Below are 19,262 nucleotides of genomic sequence, written 5' to 3' on the forward strand. Positions count from 1 at the left end.
TTGAATTGGCAGGCTGCCAGCCTTCCGCAGTCTGGACAAGGAAAATCCCCGATGACGACCAAAAACATGACGCTCTGGCGGCAGCCCAAGGCGCGCGCGCTTTTGATGGCGGCCAGCCTCACGGTGATGGCCAATGCCACCATCAGCCCGGCGCTGGCGGGGCTTGAGCAGGAATTTGCAGAGGTGCCTGACGCGGGCTTTCTGGTGCGGCTCCTGGTCACCGCGCCCTCGCTGGGGGTGATGCTGACGGCGCCGCTGGCGGGCTGGCTGACCGACCGCAGCGGGCGGCGGCGCGTGCTGCTGGCAGGCATCTGGCTGTTCCTTGTGTGCGGCACCGCCGGATATTATCTGCCGGACCTGCACCTGATGCTCATCAGCCGCTTTGGCCTCGGCATTGCGGTCGGGCTGATCATGACCGCGCAGACCGCGCTGATCGGTGACTATTTCACCGGTGCCGGCCGTCAGGCGCTGACCGGCCTGCAAATCTCTGCCCGCAACTTCGGCGGGCTGGTCTTCATCGGCACCGCAGGGCTGGCCGCCACCCTGTCGCCGCGGCTGCCGTTCCTGATCTACGGGCTGGCAGTGCTGTGCCTTTACACCGTCTGGCGCCACGCGCCTGAGCCCCGGAAGGGCGGCAGCGGGGCTGGCCAGGCAGAGGCACCTGGCCACCCAGCCTGGCTGCCGCTGGTGATTGCCGTCTCAGCTCTGCAAATGCTGACCAACGGCCTTTTCTTCATGATGCCGACCCAGCTGCCGTTCTTCTTTGCGTCCCAAGGCCTCAACAGCGCGCTGATGACCGGCGCAGGGCTGGGTCTGCTGTCCCTGTGCGGCGGTATTGCAGCGCTGTTCTACGGGCGCCTGAAATCCAATCTGCCCCACGCCGCGATCTTCGCCCTTGGCTACGGTGCGCTGGCGCTTGGTTTCCTTGTGCTGGCACAGCAAGGCAGCGCCGCCCTGTCCCTTGCGGGCGCCATGGCCGTCGGCACCGGTTATGCCTTGGTTTCCCCCGGCTTTGTCGCCATCGCCCTGGCACTGGCTCCCTCCGCCCGGCGCGGCACCGCAGGCGCCATCCTCACTGCCTCGGTGTTCTGCGGCCAGTTCCTGTCGCCCTTTGCCAGCACGCCCGCCATCGGGCACTGGGGCTACGGCGGCACCTTCACGGCCGCCGCCGCCTTGCTGGCGCTGATGACAGCAACGGCGCTTGCGGCAACGCTGCTGACCGGCCGCCGCCGCGCCAGCGTTTGAACAGCAAAAAGCCCCGCAAACTGCGGGGCTTTCTCAGATCCGGGAAACGGGGCTGTCTCAGCCGCCGTTGGAATAGAGGCTCTCGTAGATCGGCACCAGCGTCTTGTCCTCGAACAGCGACGATACAGAGGTGCCGTGCCAAATGTTCAGAATCGCCTGCGTGAACAGCGGCGCGGTCGGCACGATGCGGATGTTCGGCGCGTCCTTCACCGCTTCGGTCGGCTGGATGGTGTCGGTCAGCACCAGCGATTTCATCACCGAATTGGTAACGCGCTCCACCGCCGGGCCGCTCATCACGCCGTGGGTGATATAGGCGTGCACTTCCTTGGCGCCATTGTCCAAGAGAACCTGCGCCGCCTTGCACAGGGTGCCGGCGGTGTCGCACATGTCGTCGACGATCAGGCAGATCTTGTCCTTCACATCGCCGATCACGGTCATCTCCGCCACTTCGCCAGCCTTCTCGCGGCGCTTGTCGACGATCGACAGCGGCGCGCTGATACGCTTGGCCAGTTCGCGCGCCCGGGCCACGCCGCCCACGTCGGGGGAGACCACCATCAGCTCGTCCATCCGGTCCTTGAACTGGTCCTTCACGTCCAGCGCAAAGATCGGCGAGGCATAGAGGTTGTCCACCGGAATGTCGAAGAAGCCCTGGATCTGGGCCGCGTGCAGGTCCATGGTCAGCACCCGCTCGATGCCCGCACCGGTCAGCATGTTGGCGACCAGCTTGGCCGAGATCGGCGTGCGCGCCTTAGTGCGGCGGTCCTGGCGGGCATAGCCGAAGTAGGGAATGACTGCAGTGATCCGCTGGGCCGAGGAGCGGCGCAGCGCGTCGGCGATGATCAAGAGCTCCATCAGGTTGTCATTGGCCGGGTTTGAGGTCGGCTGGATGATGAACATGTCCTCGCCGCGGACATTTTCATAGACTTCGACGAAGATCTCGCCGTCATTGAACCGCTCGACGCGGGCGTCCACCAGCCCCTGGTCGACACCGCGGTGCATGCTCATACGGCGGGCGATGGCTTGGGCAAGAGGAAGGTTGGCGTTCCCAGCAATCAGCTTGGGTTCGTTCAAGGTCGGCATTGGCTGATATCCCCAGGCAGCAATGGCTATGTGTCAGATTCGTGATATTGAACCCCGCTTAGCACGCACATACCTTCACGCAAAGTTATTAGCGGGAGAAACAACCAATGACTGCTGTGGATTTCTATTTTTCAACCCTGTCGCCTTTTGCCTATCTGGCCGGCACACGGCCCTGGGAGATCGCCGCCCGCCGCGGCGCCACAGTGAATTGCAAGCCGCTGGACATCCTCGCGCTGTTTCCCCGCACCGGCGGCACCCCACCGGGTGAGCGGCACCCGTCGCGGCAGGAATACCGGCTGATCGAGATGCAGCGGCAGGCGGCAAAGCTGGGGATGCCGATGAACCTGAAACCTGCGCATTGGCCCACCAATGCGGCACCGTCCTCTTATGCCATTATCGCAGCGCAGCGGGCGGGCGGCGGTGACATGGCGGCGCTGGTCTCTTCGATCCTGCGCGCCTGCTGGGCGGAGGAGAAGAACATCGCCGAAGACGGCGTGATCCGCGCCTGCCTCGAGAGCGCCGGCTTCGACCCTGCGCTGGCGGACAGCGGCCTCCTGGCCGGCGCGGAGACCTATGCGCAAAACCTCGAGGACGCCGTCTCAGCCGGCGTGTTCGGGGCGCCGTTCTGGGTCACTGCGGACGGTGCCCGCTTCTGGGGGCAGGACCGGCTGCAGGATCTGGACGCGCATCTGGCGGGGCAGGCGGTGTGAAAGACCAGCCTCAGGGCATTTTCGCCCGCAGCTTCGGCCAGGGGCCGCGGCCGGTGCTGGCGGTGCATTGCTCGCTGGCCCATTCCGGCGCCTGGCGCGGCCTGGCCGAAGAACTGGCGGAGGAGATCACCCTTACCGGTTTCGACATGCTCAGCCACGGCCGCAGCCCGGACTGGGACGGCCAGGGCAACTATCAGCTGCTGAATGCCGCAGCCGGGCTGGAGCTGCTGCGCGAACCTGCCGACCTGGTGGGCCATTCCTTCGGTGCCACTGTCGCCTTGCGGATGGCGATGGCGCGCCCGAACCTGGTGCGCAGCCTCACCCTGATCGAACCGGTGCTGTTTGCGGCGGCCAGGGCGGAAGACCCCGCCGCCTTCGCCGCGCTGGAGGATGCCAGCCAGCCTGGAGAGGCCGCCTGGGCGCGAGGCGACCGCGAACTGGCAACCCGGCTGTTCAACCGCATGTGGGGCACTGGCGCGGTGAAATGGCCGGACCTGCCAGAGCCGGCCCGCGCCGCCATGCTGCGCGCCATGCCGGCGGTGATGGCCAGCCATAAAACGCTGCATGAGGACGAAAACCGCACCCTGGCCCCCGGTGCGCTGGATGCGGTCACGATGCCGGTGCAGATTCTGTCCGGCGCGGACAGCCCGGCTGTCATCCCCGCCATCGCCCGCACCCTCTGCCGCCGCCTCAACGCCGCACATACCGCAGTGCCGGGCGCTGCCCACATGCTGCCTGTGACCCACCCGGGGCAGACCGCCGCGCTGCTGCGCCGCTTCTGGCAGATACACTGACCCTTTGCGCTGCCGCCAAGGACACGGCAGGATAGGCGGGCACCAGCCCGGAGGGAGGAGACGGCACAGATGGCATCAAAAAAGGAGCTGCTGAAAACCCTTCTCAAGGGGCTCGAGACCGGCGACCCGGCCTCTGCCGCCGTGGTCAATGAGGCTAAGTACATCCAGCACAACCCGCAGACCCATGCGGGCAGCGGAGGGCTGGCGGCCCTGTTTGCCCGCCTCGCAAAAACCGCGCCCAAAGTCACCTTTAAGCGGGTATTCGAAGACGGCGATTTTGCCTTTGCCCATATCGAATACGACTTCTCCTCCCTGCGCGCGGCCTTTGAGGTGTTCCGGTTTGAGAACGGCCAGGCGGTGGAACACTGGGACAACATCCAGCCGTTGCGCGGGCCGGGCCCCTCAGGGCGCGGCATGCTGGACGGTGCCACAGGCATCACGGACCTCGACAAGACAGAGGACACCCGGGCGCTGGCCCGCGCCTATACCGAAACGGTGCTGATCAACCGGCAGCTGGACCAGCTGGAAACCTGGGTGGCCAAAGATCTCATCCAGCACAGCCCGGATCTGGCGGACGGGCGCAGCGCCCTTCAGGCCGCGCTGCAGGCACAGGAAAACGGCGCCCCCGCCATCCGCTACCAGCATCTCCACCGGGTGCTCGCCGAAGGCAACTTCGCGCTCTGCGTCAGCGAAGGCCAATTGCGCGGGGTCCATACCAGTTTCTACGACCTCTACCGTATCGAAGAGGGCCGCATCGCCGAGCATTGGGACACCGTCGAAACCATCCCGCCGCAAAGCGAATGGAAAAACAGCAACGGCAAGTTCTGATCCCGCCGGTCTCTGTTCAGCCTGCCCGGATCCGGGGCCAGGATCCGGGGTCAGGATGCACTCCCCCTGCGGACACGCGGACCGCGGCACGGCAGCGGCTGCGGCCGCTTGGAAGCGGCCCCGCCGGTTCCCGGCTGCGCGCAAATCCCCGGCCTTATTGCCGTTCGCGCGCCGGCGGCGCAGAATGACGGGGTCCCGGCCCTCGGCCGGAGGCCGGATGTTTACAGATGGAGGGCAGCATGGCTGAACTGGATTTCTGGTATTCGATCGGCAGCACATACAGCTACCTGACGGTGATGCGGATTGCAGATGAGGCCGCCCGCGCAGGCGTCTTGCTGCGCTGGCGCCCCTTCAACGTGCGGCACGTGATGACCGTGCAGAACAACATCCCCTTCAAGGACAAGCCGCAAAAATCCGCCTATATGTGGCGCGACATCGAACGCCGCGCGGCGCGCTATGGCCTCCACCCCAGGCTGCCCGCGCCATACCCGCTGCCGGAACTGGTGCTGGCCAACCAGGTCGCGGCGCTGGGCACGGCAGAAGGCTGGGGAGAGGCCTATACCCAGGCCGCCTACCGCTGCTGGTTCGAGGCCGGCCAGCCAGCGGGCGAGGACCCGAACCTCTCAGCCAGCTTGCAGGCCGCGGGCCAGGATCCAGCCCGCGTGCTGGCAGAGGCGCAGTCGGAAAAGACCGTGAAAATGCTCGCGGATGCAACGGAAGAGGCGATGGCGCTGGGCATCTTCGGCGCCCCCAGCTTTGCTGTGGCCGGGGAAATCTTCTGGGGCGACGACCGGCTGGAGGACGCGCTGCTGTGGGCGCAAGACCCCGGAACAGGCGCCGCATAGCTGCTTCTTTCTGGTCGAAAATACTCTGGGGGGCGAGGGCCGTCCTGGAAAGGATCCGGGGGATCCTTTCAGGCCCGAACGGGCGGAGCCCATTCCGCCAGGCCCCGGGGGCAAAGCCCCCTCTCAGGCCTCAAAGCAGGGCAAGAAACGCCTCGATCTGCGCCTCCGGAAGGGACCAGTCGCAGACAAAGCGCGCGGTGACCATCTCATCCGCAGGCCCCTGCAGCCCGCCGTCCCACAGGTGATAGGCCGCCCCGGCCGCAAACAGCCGCTGATGGCTGCTGCGGGGCAGGGCGGCAAAGATCATATTGGCCTGCGGCGCATGGCTGAACTCCGCCCCCGCGGCGCCCAGGCCTTCCGCTAGCAGCGCGGCCCTGGCATTGGCGGCGCGGGCATTGTCCAGCCACAGACCGCCGCTCAGATAGGCCAGCATCTGCGCCGACAGATAGCGGTGCTTGGAAAACAGATGCGCGCCGCGCTTGCGCCGGTACTCGAACTCCTGCGCGTGTCCGGGATCAAAGAAGATCACCGCCTCCACCCCCAGGCAGCCGTTCTTGGTGCCGCCGAAAGAGACCGCATCCACCCCCGCCTTCCAGGTCATCTCCGCCGCCGTGCAGCCGAGCGGGACCAAGGCATTGGCAAAGCGCGCCCCGTCCATATGCACCGGCAGCCCGTACTCGCGGGCCACGGCGCACAGCGCCTCCAGTTCCGCAAGTGAATAGACAGTGCCAAACTCGCTCACCTGCGACAGCGACACCGGCCCGCGCTGCGGCCCATGCACGCCGCGCCCCTCTTCGCCTTCAATGGCGGCGCGCAGGGTGTCCGGCGTCATCTTGTCCGCATCCGTCACCGGCGTCAGCTTGGCACCGCCGGTATAGAACTCCGGCCCGTTGCACTCATCCTGCAGGATATGCGCAGGCCTTGTGCAGAAAACCGTCTGCCAGGGCTGCGCCAGCGTGGACAGCGCCAGCACATTGGCCGCAGTGCCGGTCGCCACCAGATAGACCGCGGCCTCCGGCGCCTCAAAGATCTCCCGGATCCGCGCTGTCACCTCTGCCATTTCCGCATCCGCGCCATAGCCCATGGCATAGCCCTGGTTGGCCCTGGCCAGCGCATCCAGGATCTGCTGCGGCACCGGGCCGGAATTGTCAGAGGCAAAATGCATGGGGCGCAGGCTCCTTGAAATCAGGTGGCGGAAATTCAGGTGGGTTCTTCGATAATATGGTCTTCCCACTCGTCTTCGGAAATCTCGAACTCCGACACCGTCCAGCCGCGCACCGAAACGCCGGCCTCATGCACGCTCTCTGGCGTTCCGGTCAGCAGCGGGTGCCACTTGGGCAGCGGCTTGCCCTGCCACAAAAGCCGGTAGGCACAGGTCTCGGGCATCCAATAGGCGTGGGTATCCAGGTTCTGCGGCGTCAGCACAATGCACTCGGGGATGAACTGATGCCGGATCGGATACTGGGCACAGCGGCAGGTCGCGTCATCCAGCAGGCGGCAGGCGACCCGGGTCAGCGCAACCTCGCCGCTCTCCTCATCCTCCAGCTTGTTCAGGCAGCATTTGCCGCAGCCGTCGCACAGCGCTTCCCATTCCTTCTGGTTCAGGTCCGCAAGCGGCTTCTTCTCCCAGAACCGCTTGCCCAGTCCGGTGCGGTCAATGACGTCCTTCACCGGTTTCATAGCGCCGCCAGCAGGCCGCGCGACGTGGCGCAATCTGCATCCATCTGCGCGATCAAGGCATCCAGCCCGTCAAACTTCAGCTCCGGCCGCAGAAAGGCCACCAGCCCCACCGACAGCGTCGCGCCGTAAAGATCGCCGGAGAAATCAAACAGGAAAGTCTCGATATTGGGCACCTCGCCGTCAAACATCGGCCTGACCCCGATGGAGGCCGCGCCGTGATAGCTGCCCGCATGCGGCCCGTCCAGCACGTCAACCAGCACCGCATAGACCCCGAAGCGCGGCTGATGCAGCCCGTCGATCGACATGTTGGCAGTGGGAAAGCCCAGCTCCCGCCCGCGCTGCTCGCCGCCGATCACCACGCCCTCGATGCGGTGCCAATGGCCCAGCATCTCCTTGGCATCCGCAGGCCGGCCCTCGCTCAGCGCATTGCGGATCGCGGTCGACGACACGGCGTGTTCGGAATATTCCATCAAGGGCGCAATGGTGACGCCGAACCCGTACTCCGCGCCAAAGCGCTGCAGGTCCGCGGCATTGCCGGCGCGGCCCTTGCCAAAGCAGAAATCGGCGCCCACCACCACATGGCGCAGCCCCAGCCCCTCGGCAATCACGTCGCGGGCAAACTCCTCAGGGCTCAGGCTCGACAGCGCGGTGTTGAAGTTCAGCTCATAAAGCCGCCTGACCCCCAGCTTCTCCAGCCGGTGCGCCCGCGTTTCGGCGCGCATCAGGCGGAAGGGCGGCGCATCGGGCGCAAAATACTCCCGCGGGTGCGGCTCAAACGTCATCACCCCCAGGGGCGCCCCGGGTGCGGCCTTGCGGGCCAGTTCGATCACCGACTGATGGCCCAGATGCACGCCGTCGAAATTGCCGATGGCAACAGTGGCGCCCCGGTCCTGGTCTTCGACGAATTCATAATCTCTGACGATACGCATGCCGCATGCCTAGCGCCATGGCGCGAGCGGTTCAAGCGGCCAGTGGCAGGGGAAGGGCAGAGCCGGTTCCCCACCTTGGCAAATCCGGCTACACCTTACCCTGCGGCGGATCCAGGAACGGCCCATGATTGATCACATCACCTTTGGCGTGGCAGATTTTTCAAAATCTGTGGCATTCTATGACCGGGCGTTCGGCCCTTTGGGCATTACTCGGCTGTTCACGGCGCCCAAGACTGACCCCGGCAGCGTCAATCTGGCAGGCTTTGGCGATGCCCGGCCCTGGTTCTGGCTGGCAGAGGAGAATGCAACGGCCGGCATGCTGCACGTCGCGCTGGCGGCGCCGGACCGCGCTGCGGTCGAGGCTTTCCATGCCGCGGCCTTGCAAGCGGGCGGTGCCTGCAACGGCCCGCCCGGCTTGCGGCCGCACTACCACAGGCATTACTACGCCGCCTTTGTGCGCGATCCGGACGGCCATAACATTGAGGCCGTATGCCACCACCCGCCTGACTGACGCCTTCTTCAGGCCGCCCCCCGTTGCCCCCCCGCCGTACGCTCCCTTCACGCAATCCTCATGGCCCTCAGCCATACTCCCCCCGATCGCGATCCCCCGCCATGGTTCCCGCGCGCGGGGCCATGATACGAGGCGCAGGCGAACTGTGTGGCCGCCTGCGCAACACCAAGGAGACCGGCCCCGATAAAAAGGGGGTCGTGCAAGCATGCTTGTCCGAGCAGGCCCCGCGGGGCCTGTCCACCTCCACCAGGCGGCGCCGCCCCCTTAAATGGGACCCAGCGCAGCAGCAGACCGAAGCAAAAGACAGCACCCGCCAAAAGCAAAACCGCCCGGGCAGGACGCCCCGGCGGCTCATACTGCTGCGCGCATGGCGCCGAACCGCGGCCAATGCCGCTTCTTTCTGGTCAGAAATACTCCGGGGGTGAAGGCCGCAAGGCCTGAGGGGGCAGCGCCCCCTTCCAGCAAACCTGCCGGCCCCGCCGGACCTTCTGCCTCAATCGAACTTGCGCGAGGGCGCCATCACCATGGCTTCGCCGACCAGCACCTTCTTGCCGTCCACCATGCAGCGGCAGTCCAGCTTGACCCGGCGCTTGTCGATCACGATGTCGGTCACCTCGACCTCGGCCAGCACCATGTCGCCCGGGCGCACCGGCGCCAGGAACTTCAGCGACTGGCTCATGTAGATGGTGCCATGTCCCGGCAGCTGCTCGCCAATGACGGCCGAAATCAGCCCTGCGGTCAGCATCCCATGGGCGATGCGGCCCTGAAAGATGGTGTCCTGGGCATAATCGTCGTCCATATGCACCGGGTTATGGTCGGTCGAGACCTCGGCAAACATCTGGATGTCCTCATCGGTGATGGTTTTGCGCAGGTAGCGCACCATGCCCATCTCGATGTCTTCGATGCAGATGGTTCCGCGCGGCATGTTGTCCAACATCTCATCCTCCGTTCACCTGTCTGACCTCAGGTGCCGTTGTAACATTTGCGCGCCCGATTGCCCGCTTGCGCAACTTTATTACTTTGCAGGTGCAGAAAATCAAGAGAATTCTGACATGGAAAAACCCCGCCGCATCGGACGGGGTTTAAAGCCAGCAGAAGGCAGCCGGGGCTGGGGCAGGGAGTGTCTCAGGCCGGTTTACCGCAGGAAACCAATGGCATAGCTGGGGGCGGATTGCTCCTGCGCCAGGTATGCCGCCAGGGCCTCTGCATCCGGCTGGACCGATGTCTTTGTCTCTCTGGCCGCAAGGCCGCCGGTGATGAACAGAGAATCGATGCCTTCACCCATGGCGCCGGCAATATCCGTATGCGGCCCGTCGCCGATCGCCAGGATCTCGGAATCGGCAATCCCCGGCGCCACTTCCTGCAGCCGCAGCCGGGCCAGATCATAGATCGGCGGATGCGGCTTGCCGAAATACAGGCTCTCGCCGCCCATCTCCGTGTAAAGCTTCGCCAGCGCGCCAGCGCACCATTCCCGCGTCTCGCCGCGGTCAACGATGATGTCGGGGTTGGCGCACAACAGCTTCATGCCCTTCTGCTTGGCATAAAGGAAATCCGCCCGGTTCACCTCCGGGTCCGCCATGGTGTCAAAAGGGCCGCAGCAGACGATGCCCTCCGCCTCCTGCAGCGGCACCCTTGTGATCTCCACCGGCTCATGGATCACATGCAAGGGCTCAAAGAACCCCGCATCGCGCTGCCACTCGCCCATGAAATAGACCTTGTTTCCTACTGCGCCTGTAAACATTGCCGCCCGCGCAGAATTGCCCGAGGTGGAGATCGTGTCATAGGCGTCATCCGGCACGTTGAACTGCCCCAGCTGCGCCGCCACGCCGGCCCGCGGTTTCGGCGAGTTGGTCACCAGCACCACAATGCCGCCCTGCGCGCGGTAGGCCTGCAGCGCCGCCACCGCATCGGGAAAGGCGGTGATGCCATTGTGCACGCAGCCCCAGAGGTCGACAAACAGCGCCTTGTAGCGGCTGGAAACATCGGAGAGCGAGGAGATGATCTGGGTCATGGCCGGGCCTTCTTGCGCGTGGATCTGTTGCGCGCCCAGCTATGGCAGAGGGCGGCGGCAATGGCCAGCGGCACGAACGGCTGCGGCGCCGGGTGCAAGGTCGGGAAACCCCTATTGCACGGTCCTGCAGCGGAGGTTAGTCATTGGGCGAGTTTTCTGTGTTTTGATTTTCCCAGGGTTGCATCTGTGTGCCGCATGCGCGTGAGTTTTGCGCAGGGTGGTAGTTTTTACGTCTTTTTTTGCAGAGGCAGTTTGCCGGATTTCACAAGCGCAGCGGAACAAAAAAACCCGGTTTTGAGAATGGATTAGGACCTATGACTGGTTACAAGAATACAACCCCTGCCAATGGCGAAATTTTCTCAGGTATTTTGTGGGGAACCCAATGGGATACGGGGTCTCTTAGCTACTCGCTGCAAGTAGCCGAAGGCGACTACGGTTATAGGTTTTCTGACCTGGACGTTTTCGATGGGTTTTCGGAGTTTAATTCTGCTCAGCGCGCTGCAGTCAAATTTGCGTTGGAAATGCAGGATGGCAATTCTGCGAACGACGGCTTTTCTGTGGAAGGGTTTACCAATCTTAGTTTTTCCGAGAATACCACGGGCGATGGCGACCTTCGGTTTGCTAGCAGTTCTTCCCAGGATTTTGACCAGCCTGGTGGGGGGGTTGTTCTTGGACTGGGATACGCGCCCGGATCCCGGTCAGGATTGGAATTGGAAGGAGACAGCTGGTATTACGCGCCAGCAATTGCCACAACGGGCGCTGGCAGTCTTGGCCGTTGGGTCATCCTGCATGAAACCGGGCATACACTGGGGCTTTCGCATCCGCACGACAATCTGAACAATTTCGGGACTTTGCCTGCTCAGTACGACCATATGGAATATACGGTCATGAGCTACAATAGCTATGAAGGATCGGCAGGCTTCAGCAGCACCGGAAGTTGGAGTTATCCGCAATCCTACATGACGCTGGACATCGCCGCGCTGCAGCACATGTATGGCGCGGATTACACGACCAACAGCGGTGACACGGTCTACAAGTGGAACCCGAATTCCGGCGACACGCTGGTTAACGGGCAGGTTGCAATTGATGCAGGCAGCAACCGGATCTTTGCGACCATCTGGGATGGCGGCGGCACTGACACCTATGACTTGTCGGCTTACTCCAGCAATCTGAACATCAATCTGAATCCAGGCGAATCCTCCAAATTCAGTTCCGCACAAACGGCCGATCTGGGGAACGGGCACAAGGCCAGCGGCAACATCTACAACGCGCTGCTGCACGACGGCGATACGCGTTCGCTGATCGAAAACGCCATTGGCGGTTCCGGCAACGATATGATCACCGGCAACCAGGCCAGCAATAACCTGCGGGGAGAGGGTGGCCAGGACACGATCTCTGGCGGCACCGGCAACGACACGCTCTATGGCAACACCGGTAACGACAGCCTCCGCGGTGATGACGGCAACGACCGGCTGATTGGCGGCGACGGCGATGACACCGTCCTGGGCGGCAGCGGAAGCGACAAGCTGGAAGGCAACCTGGGCAACGACAGCATGACGGGCGGGGATGGCAACGACACGCTCAACGGGCACGGCGGCCATGACCACCTCAGCGGCCAGGACGGGGATGACACCCTGTTCGGCGGCAACGGCAACGACACCATGTACGGCGGCCAGGGCAAGGACGACGTGACGGGCGGCATCGGCAACGACAGGCTTTATGGCGTTGGCGGCGCGGATACGCTGCGCGGTGAGGACGGGGCTGACACCCTGGACGGCGGCACCGGCAACGACACGCTCTATGGCAACACCGGTAACGACAGCCTCCGCGGTGAGGACGACAACGACCTCCTGATTGGCGGCGACGGCGACGACACCGTCCTGGGCGGCAGCGGAAGCGACGAGCTGGAAGGCAACCTGGGGAATGACAGCATGACGGGCGGGGATGGCAATGACTTGCTCAACGGGCACGGCGGCCATGACCACCTCAGCGGCCAGGACGGGGATGACACCCTGTTCGGCGGCAACGGCAACGACACCGTTTACGGCGGCCAGGGCAAGGACGACGTCACGGGCGGCACCGGCAACGACAGGCTTTATGGCGTTGGCGGCGCGGATACGCTGCGCGGTGAGGACGGGGCTGACACCCTGGACGGCGGCACCGGCAACGACACGCTCTATGGCAACACCGGTGACGACAGCCTCCGCGGTGAGGACGACAACGACCGGCTGATTGGCGGCGACGGCGATGACACCGTCCTGGGCGGCAGCGGAAGCGACAAGCTGGAAGGCAACCTGGGGAATGACGAAATGAAAGGCGGGAGCGGCCATGATACGGTCCATGGGCACAACGGCCACGACCACCTGAGTGGTCAGAATGGGGACGATACCCTGTTCGGCGGTAACGGCAACGACACGATCTACGGCGGCCAGGGCAATGATGAGGTGACCGGCGGTGCCGGCAATGACAGGCTTGAAGGGGGGGGCAATGCGGATGTCTTCATCTTTAGCCAGGGCAATGATGCAGATGTGATCACCGATTTTGGCGATGGCAATGACATGCTGACCCTGACCGGCTTTGGCTTCTCCTCAGAGGCTGACGCCCTCAGCAATGCCAGCCAGACCGGCGCCGATGTGGTGTTTGATTTCGGCGGCGGCGACGTGCTGACGCTGGAGGACCTGCAGCTGCAGGACCTGAACGGCAATATCACCCTCCTCTGATCCGGGCTTCTGACCTGCCGCCGGGCCGGTGCATGCATATGTGCCGGCCCGGTTGCATCCTGGGACGGAGCGCGCGGCGGCTCCGGTCAGAACTTCTGCCTCGCCAGGTCGCGCAACCATTTGAAATCGCAATACGATCGTTAAACATCGAAAGTCCAAGCTTTTCTTAAGGACTCGTCTCTAGGGTGAGTTGGCGTGCAATAGAATGGTATGTTAGCGATGTTCCGAAATCTCCCGATGAAGACCCGGCTGCTCTATTCCGGTGTTATTTCCATTGCCTCCGTTGTCATCTTGTCGGCGGCGGCGGTCTACAGCCTGTGGCAAAGCGAGCTGGAGCTGGAGCGGCAGATCAACGCTACCGCCGCCATCCGGCATGAGCTGATGGCCGACAAGATGCACGACGCGATTGAAACCAGCGTGGTGCATGCGCTGCTGCTCGGGCCGGACGGCGCCGAAGCCAAGAAGGATCATCTGCGCTCCAAGTTCGGCAATGATGTCCGCGTCATGCGGGACTCCGTGGCGGCCTTGCAGCAGGTGGATCTGTCGGGGGAAATCCGCCGGCAGGTGGATGCGCTGCCGCCGGTTGCCGAAGCCTTTGCCGAAGCGGCGCAAAAGGTGATGGACCTGGCCTTCAAGGATGCCGCCGCGGCCGAGGCGGCGCTGCCGCAGCTGCAGTTACGCTATGCGGCGCTCAGCGACGCGCTGGTGCCGCTTGGCAAGGAGATCAAGACCTTTGCCGAGACCACCGCAAAGGAAGCGCGGGCGCATGACATGCAGCTGCTGTACACCCTGATCGGATTCTCGCTGGTGGCGCTGGTGGTGATGGCCCGCAACGCCCGCCAGGTGACGCTGACCATCACCCGGCCGATCGCCCGGCTGCGCGCCGCCCTGCGCGAAGTGGCCGAGGGCGATCTGGGGCTGCGGGTTGCCGACCGGATGCGGGCGGATGACTTTGGCGAGATTGCCAAGGATATTGATGCGGTCTCTGCCCGGGTGATCAACGCGCTGGAAGAGCAGAACGCGCTGCGCGAGGAAAGCGAGCAGGTGATCGACCGGCTGCGGGCGGCGCTGCAGCGGCTGTCCGCGGGCGATCTCACCGACCGCATCAACACCAGCTTCAGCGGCGACTATGATCCGCTGCGGGTGAACTACAACGAAACCGTCGACAAGCTGAATGAGCTGATGGCCGATGTGGTGCGTGCCGGGCACCGGATCCAGCAGCAGTCGGGCGAGATCCAGTCCGCCTCCGAAGAACTGTCGGGCCGCACCGAAAGCCAGGCCGCGACGCTGGAGCAGACCGCCGCGGCGCTGGAGCAGATGACCGCCAGCGTCAACAACTCCGCCCGCAACGCCCAGGAGGTGCAATCGGTGGTGGAGACCGCGCGCAACGATGTCGAGACCAGCGGCCGGGTGGTGGAAGGCGCCATTGCCGCGATGAACGAGATCGAGGCCTCCTCGAACCAGATCAGCCAGATCATCACGGTGATCGACGACATTGCCTTCCAGACCAACCTTCTGGCCCTGAACGCAGGCGTCGAGGCAGCCCGGGCGGGCGAGGTCGGCCGCGGCTTTGCGGTGGTGGCCTCCGAGGTGCGGGCGCTGGCGCAGCGCTCGTCGGATGCCGCAAATGAGATCAAGGGGCTGATCACCGCCAGCACCATGCATGTCCAGGACGGGGTGGAAAAAGTGGACGGCGCGGGCAAGGCGCTCACCACCGTGGTCACCCAGGTGACCAATATCGCCGAGCTGGTCAATGGCATCTCCAGCGAATTTGCCGAACAGGCGCAGGGGCTGAACGAGATCAATCTCGGCGTCTCGCAGCTGGACTCGGTGACCCAGCAGAATGCCTCCATGGTGGAGGAATCCGGCAATGCGATCCGGGTCATGAACAACGAGACCGTGGGCCTGAACGAGCTGGTCGGCCAGTTCACCCTGCGCGGCGGCGAGGAGCCTGCCGCGGCCCCGGCCGCTGACGGCTGGCAGGGCCAGCCGGCGGCGGTGCCGGAGCCTGCGGCAGAGCAGCTTTGGGCGGAGCCGGAACCCGCGGCGGCCGCGGCCGGCGGCACGATCTGGGAGGACTTCAACGACGGCAGCGAAGTGTTCCCGGAAGACAGCGAACCGCAGCCCCGCTCAGCCTGAGGCGCGCGCCCGGCGGGTGCTCCGCAAGGGACGGGAGCAGACAGCCAGCGGCAGTCCGGAAACGGGCTGCCGCTGCTGTGTTTAGAGCGAGATCAGCCCCTGCTTCAGCGCCAGCGCCAGGGCGTGTTCGCGGGTGCTGGCCCCCAGCGCCTTGCGGGCATTGGCAAAATGCAGGGAGACCGCGGCCTCCGACAGGCCCAGCTTTTCGGCGATGCGGGCGGTCATCATGCCCTCGGCCAGCAAGGACAGCACCTCGCGCTGGCGCAGGGTCAGCAGCGGCGGCGCTGCGGCGGCATAGCGGTTGCTGCCGGGCGGTGTGTCCTGATCAATGGTGCTGGCCAGAAGGGCCGAGAACAGCTGCATCTCAAGCGGTGAGGCAGCCCTGGCATCTGCGGTGCTTTCTTCAAAGGCCAGGGTCACAAACCGGCCCGGGCCGGACCTTGCCCCGTAGCGCGAACATTGCATGCCGCCAAAGCCTGCGTCCTTCATCCCATGGTTCAGCGCCCACTCCCGGCGGCCGGCAGCCTCATCGCGGCGCAGCACCCCGCAGTCCAGCTGCATGGTGCCGGGGCGCTCCGCCAGGCCTTCGATAAACGGGTCCACTTCGACGTAGGCTTCGCTCAGGTATTCCTCCATCCAGGACGCGGGCATGTCGGTGCTGACCCAGGCAACAGCGCGCGCGGGCAGGTTAATGCGGGCCACCAGGATGCTCTTGACGCCCATCCGCTCCGCCACGTCTTGCGCGGCCTGCCAGCGCGTGCCGGGCTCTTGCGGGTACAAAAGCGTGTCCAGCGTATCAATCAGCTCGTTCTTCATGCCTGCCTCAATCGCAAACCCGCCAATAACAATCGGGCCCAGCCAAACGGAGATTGTCTGCCCCTGGGGGACGTCACACCCCTATAAATATCCCTAGGTTGGCCCGCCTAAGGCGATCAGGCAATGTCTTTTTCGCGCCCGGCTATTGGACCGGGCGGCTGTTTCCGGCAGGTGCGCGATTGATGAGTGAGTGGTGGCAGCCCTGATTTCCCGCGGTTTCAGTTAGACTGAGGCCTGATGCGCGGGGGCGCCGGCGGCGCATTTGCCGGAAACCCTTCCGCTGCCGCCGCGCAGCGTGTTTGCTCAAGAGGTATCCAGGATGACATCAGTGAAACAGATTTTTTGGGCCGCCGCCGCCGCTCTGGCCCTGGCGGCGCTGCCGGGCAGCGGGGCATTGGCGGGCGCCAAGCCAAAAGGCGCCAAGGCAACGCCGCCGGAGGACATCCTGCAGCTTTATGCGGGCAAGACATCGAACTGGAGCCGGGGCGGCCATGCCTATTGGGCTGCGGACGGCAGCTTTCAGGGCATCAACAAGACCGGCGATGCGGTCGGCACCGGCAAATGGTATGTGACCCGCAAAGGCAAGCTTTGCCACGAATCCAACTGGCACAAGGCGGTTGACGGCACAGTGAAGGTCCATCCCTTCAAGAGCTGCTGGCAGTTTGTCACCGCACCGGACGGCACCGTTTGGGAACGCTACCTGGGCGAGGACGGCGGCTGGTACCGGCACAACGCCGGAAAGCAGGTCAGCGGCAACAGCCAGAGTCGCCTGTTCCGCAAGATCAGCAAGCGCCTGGGGCTGTAGCACGGGGTGCAGCACGGGGTGCAGCACGGGCGGTCCGGCCAGAGAGCCAGGGCCGCCCGCAAAGAAAAAGGCGCCCCGCAGGGCGCCTTTGCTGTCCGGTCCGGCGGCGGACTTAGACTTTCAGGTTCGGGATGATCTGCTTTTTGCGGGACATGATGCCCGGCAGAACCACGGTGTCGCCCGCAGCATCGGCGCCGAAGGATTTGGCAGCAACGGTTTTCACCAGATCGTTCGGGACCAGCAGGGTGGCCTCTTCGTTCAGGATGTCGACCACGAACAGCAGCACCTGATCAACGCCGTCCTCGGATGCGACGGTGGCCATGGTGTCCATCAGCGAGGCCTTGCGGTCCAGCACAACGGCCGGAGCGGTGGTTTCCAGAACCGAGACGCGGAACTTGGTGCCGTCGACTTCGTATTCCTTGGAGTCCATGCGCAGCAGTTCGGCGTCAGAGAAGGAGGAGACGTCGGATTTGGCGGCAAACATTTCAGCCGCATAGTCTGCGATGTTGATGCCCAGGTCGGCAGCCAGCTTTTCGGCCACAGCCTTGTCGTGGGCGGTGGTGGTCGGCGAGCGGAACTCCAGGGTGTCGGACAGGATGCAGGTCAGCGCCGCGCCCTTGATGGCTTCCGGCATCTTGGCGGCATCGTCGCCCATCAGGTCGTGCATGATGGTGGCGGTGCAGGCCAGCGGGCGGATGGTGATGTCGATCGGGCCTTTGGTTTCCAGGCCGCCGACCAGCTTGTGGTGGTCGATGATCGCCTGCACATCGGCGCCGTTGATGTTGGCGGGCAGCTCTGCCGGGTTGTTGGTGTCGACGATCACCACAGCCGCGTCATCGGCCACGTCCTCGATGATGGCGGGCTTCTCAAAGCCCCAGCGCTGCAGCATGAAGGCCGCTTCGGTGTTCGGCTCGCCCAGCAGTTTGGGCTCGGCGGCAACGCCTTTCACCTCGTTCAGGTACCAGGCCCAGACGATCGGGGAGCCGGTGGAATTGGTGTCGGGGGATTTATGGCCGAAAACTTGAATGGTCATGGGGCTGTCCTGTTCACTCATGAGGTCAGAAAAGGGGAGAATTGCGCGCCTTATAGGGCTGGCGGGCGGGCTTGTCACCCCGCAGCTTCTGCAATTTCTGCAATGCGGCGTTGTGTTCAGAAGGGGGCGCGTTCCAGGCTGTAGCCCTGCTGCTGCAAGAGGTTCAGCACGCCGTTTTCGCCGGGCAGGTGCAGCGCGCCGGCCGCGACCACGATGAGATCGCCCCGTGCCGCTTCGATCACCGGGATCCAGGCCAGGTTGCGGTTGTCCAGCATGGCGCGCATCGAGTCCTGCCAGATCCGGCGGGTTTCCCCGGCTGGAAGAATATCCGATTGCAGAAAGTCCTGTTCGTAGATGGTGAAATAGGTCTGCGACTGCTCGTCGAAATAGGCCTCGACCATGGTGAAGAAGGCGTCCTGTTCGCCGCCGAGCAGCGCCAGATAGGCGCGCAGCTGGCGGACTTGTTCCTCCAGCGGTTCGCTGTTGAACACCTCAAACAGGGTCATCGGGCCTTCGAGCGCCCGGGTTTCGGTGCCGGCGTCCTCTGCGGCCTGCTCCAGCCGTTTGTCGAGCCCGTTGGTGCTGTCCGGCAAGGCGCGCAGGCAGGGCGGCACCGCCATCGAGACGGCCAGGAACCAGGGCCGCATCTTGGCGGCCATCCAGGGGGCCACACCGTTGGCGCGGGCCTTTTCGGCCAGGTTTTCCCATTCCTGCTGCGGCAGCCGGTCGATCAGGCTGGGGCCTTCGGTGATCAGGGTCAGCGAGGGGTCGCGGCCGATGGCGGCCAGCATCTCTGCCTCTTCTTGCCTGGTGCCTTCCAGCAGCAGCAGGTCGGCCTTGGCAATCAGCGGCGCCAGGGCGGTTGCGATGGCGTCCAGGCGGGGGTCGCTGATGTGCATGGTGCCGATCACATGCAGGGTGCGGCTGCCGCGCCGGGCGATCCAGTGATTGCCTTCGGAAAACGGCGTGGCGGCAACCTGGGCTTCGATTTTGGTGCGTTCTTCGGCGGGCAGCGCATGCCTTTGATCGGTGCCGGTGCAGGCGGCCCAGAGCGCGGCGGGCAGCAGCAGGAAAACTGCGGAAAGGAAAAGGCGCATGAAGGAAAGGTCCTGAAAC

At 64.5% G+C, this 19,262-nt stretch carries 18 protein-coding genes and 1 pseudogene; 10 read left to right on the forward strand and 9 right to left on the reverse strand.

The features are described 5' to 3' along the window. Nucleotides 1-51: 51 nt before the first annotated feature. Nucleotides 52-1,245, forward strand: a complete 1,194-nt coding sequence (locus ACXAEH_RS00680) for an MFS transporter (protein ID WP_475030575.1) — start codon at nucleotides 52-54, stop codon at nucleotides 1,243-1,245. A gap of 57 nt (nucleotides 1,246-1,302) precedes the next feature. Here the strand turns inward: ACXAEH_RS00680 and ACXAEH_RS00685 are convergent, their stop codons facing one another. Next, entirely contained in the window at nucleotides 1,303-2,325 is a 1,023-nt protein-coding gene (locus tag ACXAEH_RS00685; RefSeq protein WP_475030576.1) for a ribose-phosphate pyrophosphokinase, read from the reverse strand. 107 nt (nucleotides 2,326-2,432) lie between these two features. On the opposite strand from ACXAEH_RS00685, the gene ACXAEH_RS00690 reads away from it, so the two are divergent. From ACXAEH_RS00690 to ACXAEH_RS00705, 4 genes are all read left to right on the forward strand, one after another. Beyond that, nucleotides 2,433-3,035: a DsbA family protein gene (locus tag ACXAEH_RS00690; RefSeq protein WP_475030577.1), complete on the forward strand. Its 603-nt coding sequence runs from the start codon at nucleotides 2,433-2,435 to the stop codon at nucleotides 3,033-3,035. Continuing rightward, nucleotides 3,032-3,829 carry an alpha/beta fold hydrolase gene (locus tag ACXAEH_RS00695; protein WP_475030578.1) on the forward strand — a complete coding sequence of 266 codons (798 nt, stop codon included), beginning with the start codon at nucleotides 3,032-3,034 and terminating at the stop codon, nucleotides 3,827-3,829. Before ACXAEH_RS00690 ends, ACXAEH_RS00695 begins: the two co-directional genes overlap by 4 nt. A gap of 69 nt (nucleotides 3,830-3,898) precedes the next feature. Next, nucleotides 3,899-4,657 (forward strand): nuclear transport factor 2 family protein, encoded by a 759-nt coding sequence (locus ACXAEH_RS00700; RefSeq protein WP_475030579.1) that lies wholly within the window; start codon nucleotides 3,899-3,901, stop codon nucleotides 4,655-4,657. 239 nt (nucleotides 4,658-4,896) lie between these two features. Continuing rightward, the gene (locus tag ACXAEH_RS00705) at nucleotides 4,897-5,502 is read left to right on the forward strand and encodes a DsbA family protein (protein ID WP_475030580.1); all 606 of its coding nucleotides are present in this window, start codon (nucleotides 4,897-4,899) and stop codon (nucleotides 5,500-5,502) included. 130 nt (nucleotides 5,503-5,632) lie between these two features. Here ACXAEH_RS00705 and ACXAEH_RS00710 read toward each other — a convergent pair whose 3' ends face one another. Genes ACXAEH_RS00710 through ACXAEH_RS00720 form a run of 3 tightly spaced genes read right to left on the reverse strand, consistent with a single transcriptional unit; the run spans nucleotide 5,633 to nucleotide 8,111 of the window. Next, on the reverse strand, nucleotides 5,633-6,667 hold the full coding sequence (locus ACXAEH_RS00710; RefSeq protein ID WP_475030581.1) for a threonine aldolase family protein: 1,035 nt from the start codon (nucleotides 6,665-6,667) through the stop codon (nucleotides 5,633-5,635). A gap of 35 nt (nucleotides 6,668-6,702) precedes the next feature. Beyond that, nucleotides 6,703-7,173: a YcgN family cysteine cluster protein gene (locus tag ACXAEH_RS00715; RefSeq protein WP_475035496.1), complete on the reverse strand. Its 471-nt coding sequence runs from the start codon at nucleotides 7,171-7,173 to the stop codon at nucleotides 6,703-6,705. A gap of 5 nt (nucleotides 7,174-7,178) precedes the next feature. Further along, nucleotides 7,179-8,111 carry a bifunctional riboflavin kinase/FAD synthetase gene (locus ACXAEH_RS00720; protein WP_475030582.1) on the reverse strand — a complete coding sequence of 311 codons (933 nt, stop codon included), beginning with the start codon at nucleotides 8,109-8,111 and terminating at the stop codon, nucleotides 7,179-7,181. 124 nt (nucleotides 8,112-8,235) lie between these two features. On the opposite strand from ACXAEH_RS00720, the gene ACXAEH_RS00725 reads away from it, so the two are divergent. Beyond that, complete coding sequence (locus ACXAEH_RS00725; RefSeq protein WP_475030583.1) at nucleotides 8,236-8,622, forward strand: VOC family protein; 387 nt, start codon at nucleotides 8,236-8,238, stop codon at nucleotides 8,620-8,622. A gap of 493 nt (nucleotides 8,623-9,115) precedes the next feature. Here the strand turns inward: ACXAEH_RS00725 and ACXAEH_RS00730 are convergent, their stop codons facing one another. Together ACXAEH_RS00730 and ACXAEH_RS00735 are read right to left on the reverse strand one after the other, a co-directional pair. Further along, nucleotides 9,116-9,559: a MaoC family dehydratase gene (locus tag ACXAEH_RS00730; RefSeq protein WP_475030584.1), complete on the reverse strand. Its 444-nt coding sequence runs from the start codon at nucleotides 9,557-9,559 to the stop codon at nucleotides 9,116-9,118. 198 nt (nucleotides 9,560-9,757) lie between these two features. Beyond that, nucleotides 9,758-10,633 carry a TIGR01459 family HAD-type hydrolase gene (locus tag ACXAEH_RS00735; protein WP_475030585.1) on the reverse strand — a complete coding sequence of 292 codons (876 nt, stop codon included), beginning with the start codon at nucleotides 10,631-10,633 and terminating at the stop codon, nucleotides 9,758-9,760. A 521-nt stretch (nucleotides 10,634-11,154) separates the two neighbouring features. Here ACXAEH_RS00735 and ACXAEH_RS00740 point away from each other — a divergent pair. The 3 genes and pseudogenes from ACXAEH_RS00740 to ACXAEH_RS00750 form a co-directional block, all read left to right on the forward strand. Next, a pseudogene (locus tag ACXAEH_RS00740) lies at nucleotides 11,155-11,451 on the forward strand (matrixin family metalloprotease); the annotation flags it as partial. A gap of 69 nt (nucleotides 11,452-11,520) precedes the next feature. Beyond that, complete coding sequence (locus tag ACXAEH_RS00745) at nucleotides 11,521-13,353, forward strand: calcium-binding protein (protein WP_475035498.1); 1,833 nt, start codon at nucleotides 11,521-11,523, stop codon at nucleotides 13,351-13,353. Between the two features lie 219 nt (nucleotides 13,354-13,572). After that, complete coding sequence (locus tag ACXAEH_RS00750) at nucleotides 13,573-15,492, forward strand: methyl-accepting chemotaxis protein (protein ID WP_475030586.1); 1,920 nt, start codon at nucleotides 13,573-13,575, stop codon at nucleotides 15,490-15,492. 81 nt (nucleotides 15,493-15,573) lie between these two features. On the opposite strand, the gene ACXAEH_RS00755 is transcribed toward ACXAEH_RS00750, so the two are convergent. Continuing rightward, a complete protein-coding gene (locus ACXAEH_RS00755) occupies nucleotides 15,574-16,308 on the reverse strand; it encodes a helix-turn-helix transcriptional regulator (RefSeq protein ID WP_475030587.1) in 735 nt (244 codons plus the stop codon). Between the two features lie 328 nt (nucleotides 16,309-16,636). Here ACXAEH_RS00755 and ACXAEH_RS00760 point away from each other — a divergent pair, with 328 nt between their 5' ends. After that, complete coding sequence (locus tag ACXAEH_RS00760) at nucleotides 16,637-17,113, forward strand: DUF995 domain-containing protein (RefSeq protein ID WP_475030588.1); 477 nt, start codon at nucleotides 16,637-16,639, stop codon at nucleotides 17,111-17,113. Between the two features lie 112 nt (nucleotides 17,114-17,225). Here the strand turns inward: ACXAEH_RS00760 and ACXAEH_RS00765 are convergent, their stop codons facing one another. Both ACXAEH_RS00765 and ACXAEH_RS00770 read right to left on the reverse strand, forming a co-directional pair. Further along, nucleotides 17,226-18,146, reverse strand: coding sequence for a manganese-dependent inorganic pyrophosphatase (locus tag ACXAEH_RS00765; RefSeq protein ID WP_475030589.1), 921 nt, complete (start codon nucleotides 18,144-18,146; stop codon nucleotides 17,226-17,228). A gap of 116 nt (nucleotides 18,147-18,262) precedes the next feature. Beyond that, complete coding sequence (locus ACXAEH_RS00770) at nucleotides 18,263-19,243, reverse strand: TraB/GumN family protein (RefSeq protein WP_475030590.1); 981 nt, start codon at nucleotides 19,241-19,243, stop codon at nucleotides 18,263-18,265. Between the last annotated feature and the right edge of the window lie 19 nt (nucleotides 19,244-19,262).

The organism is Leisingera sp. ABM4_060, assembly GCF_056158765.1.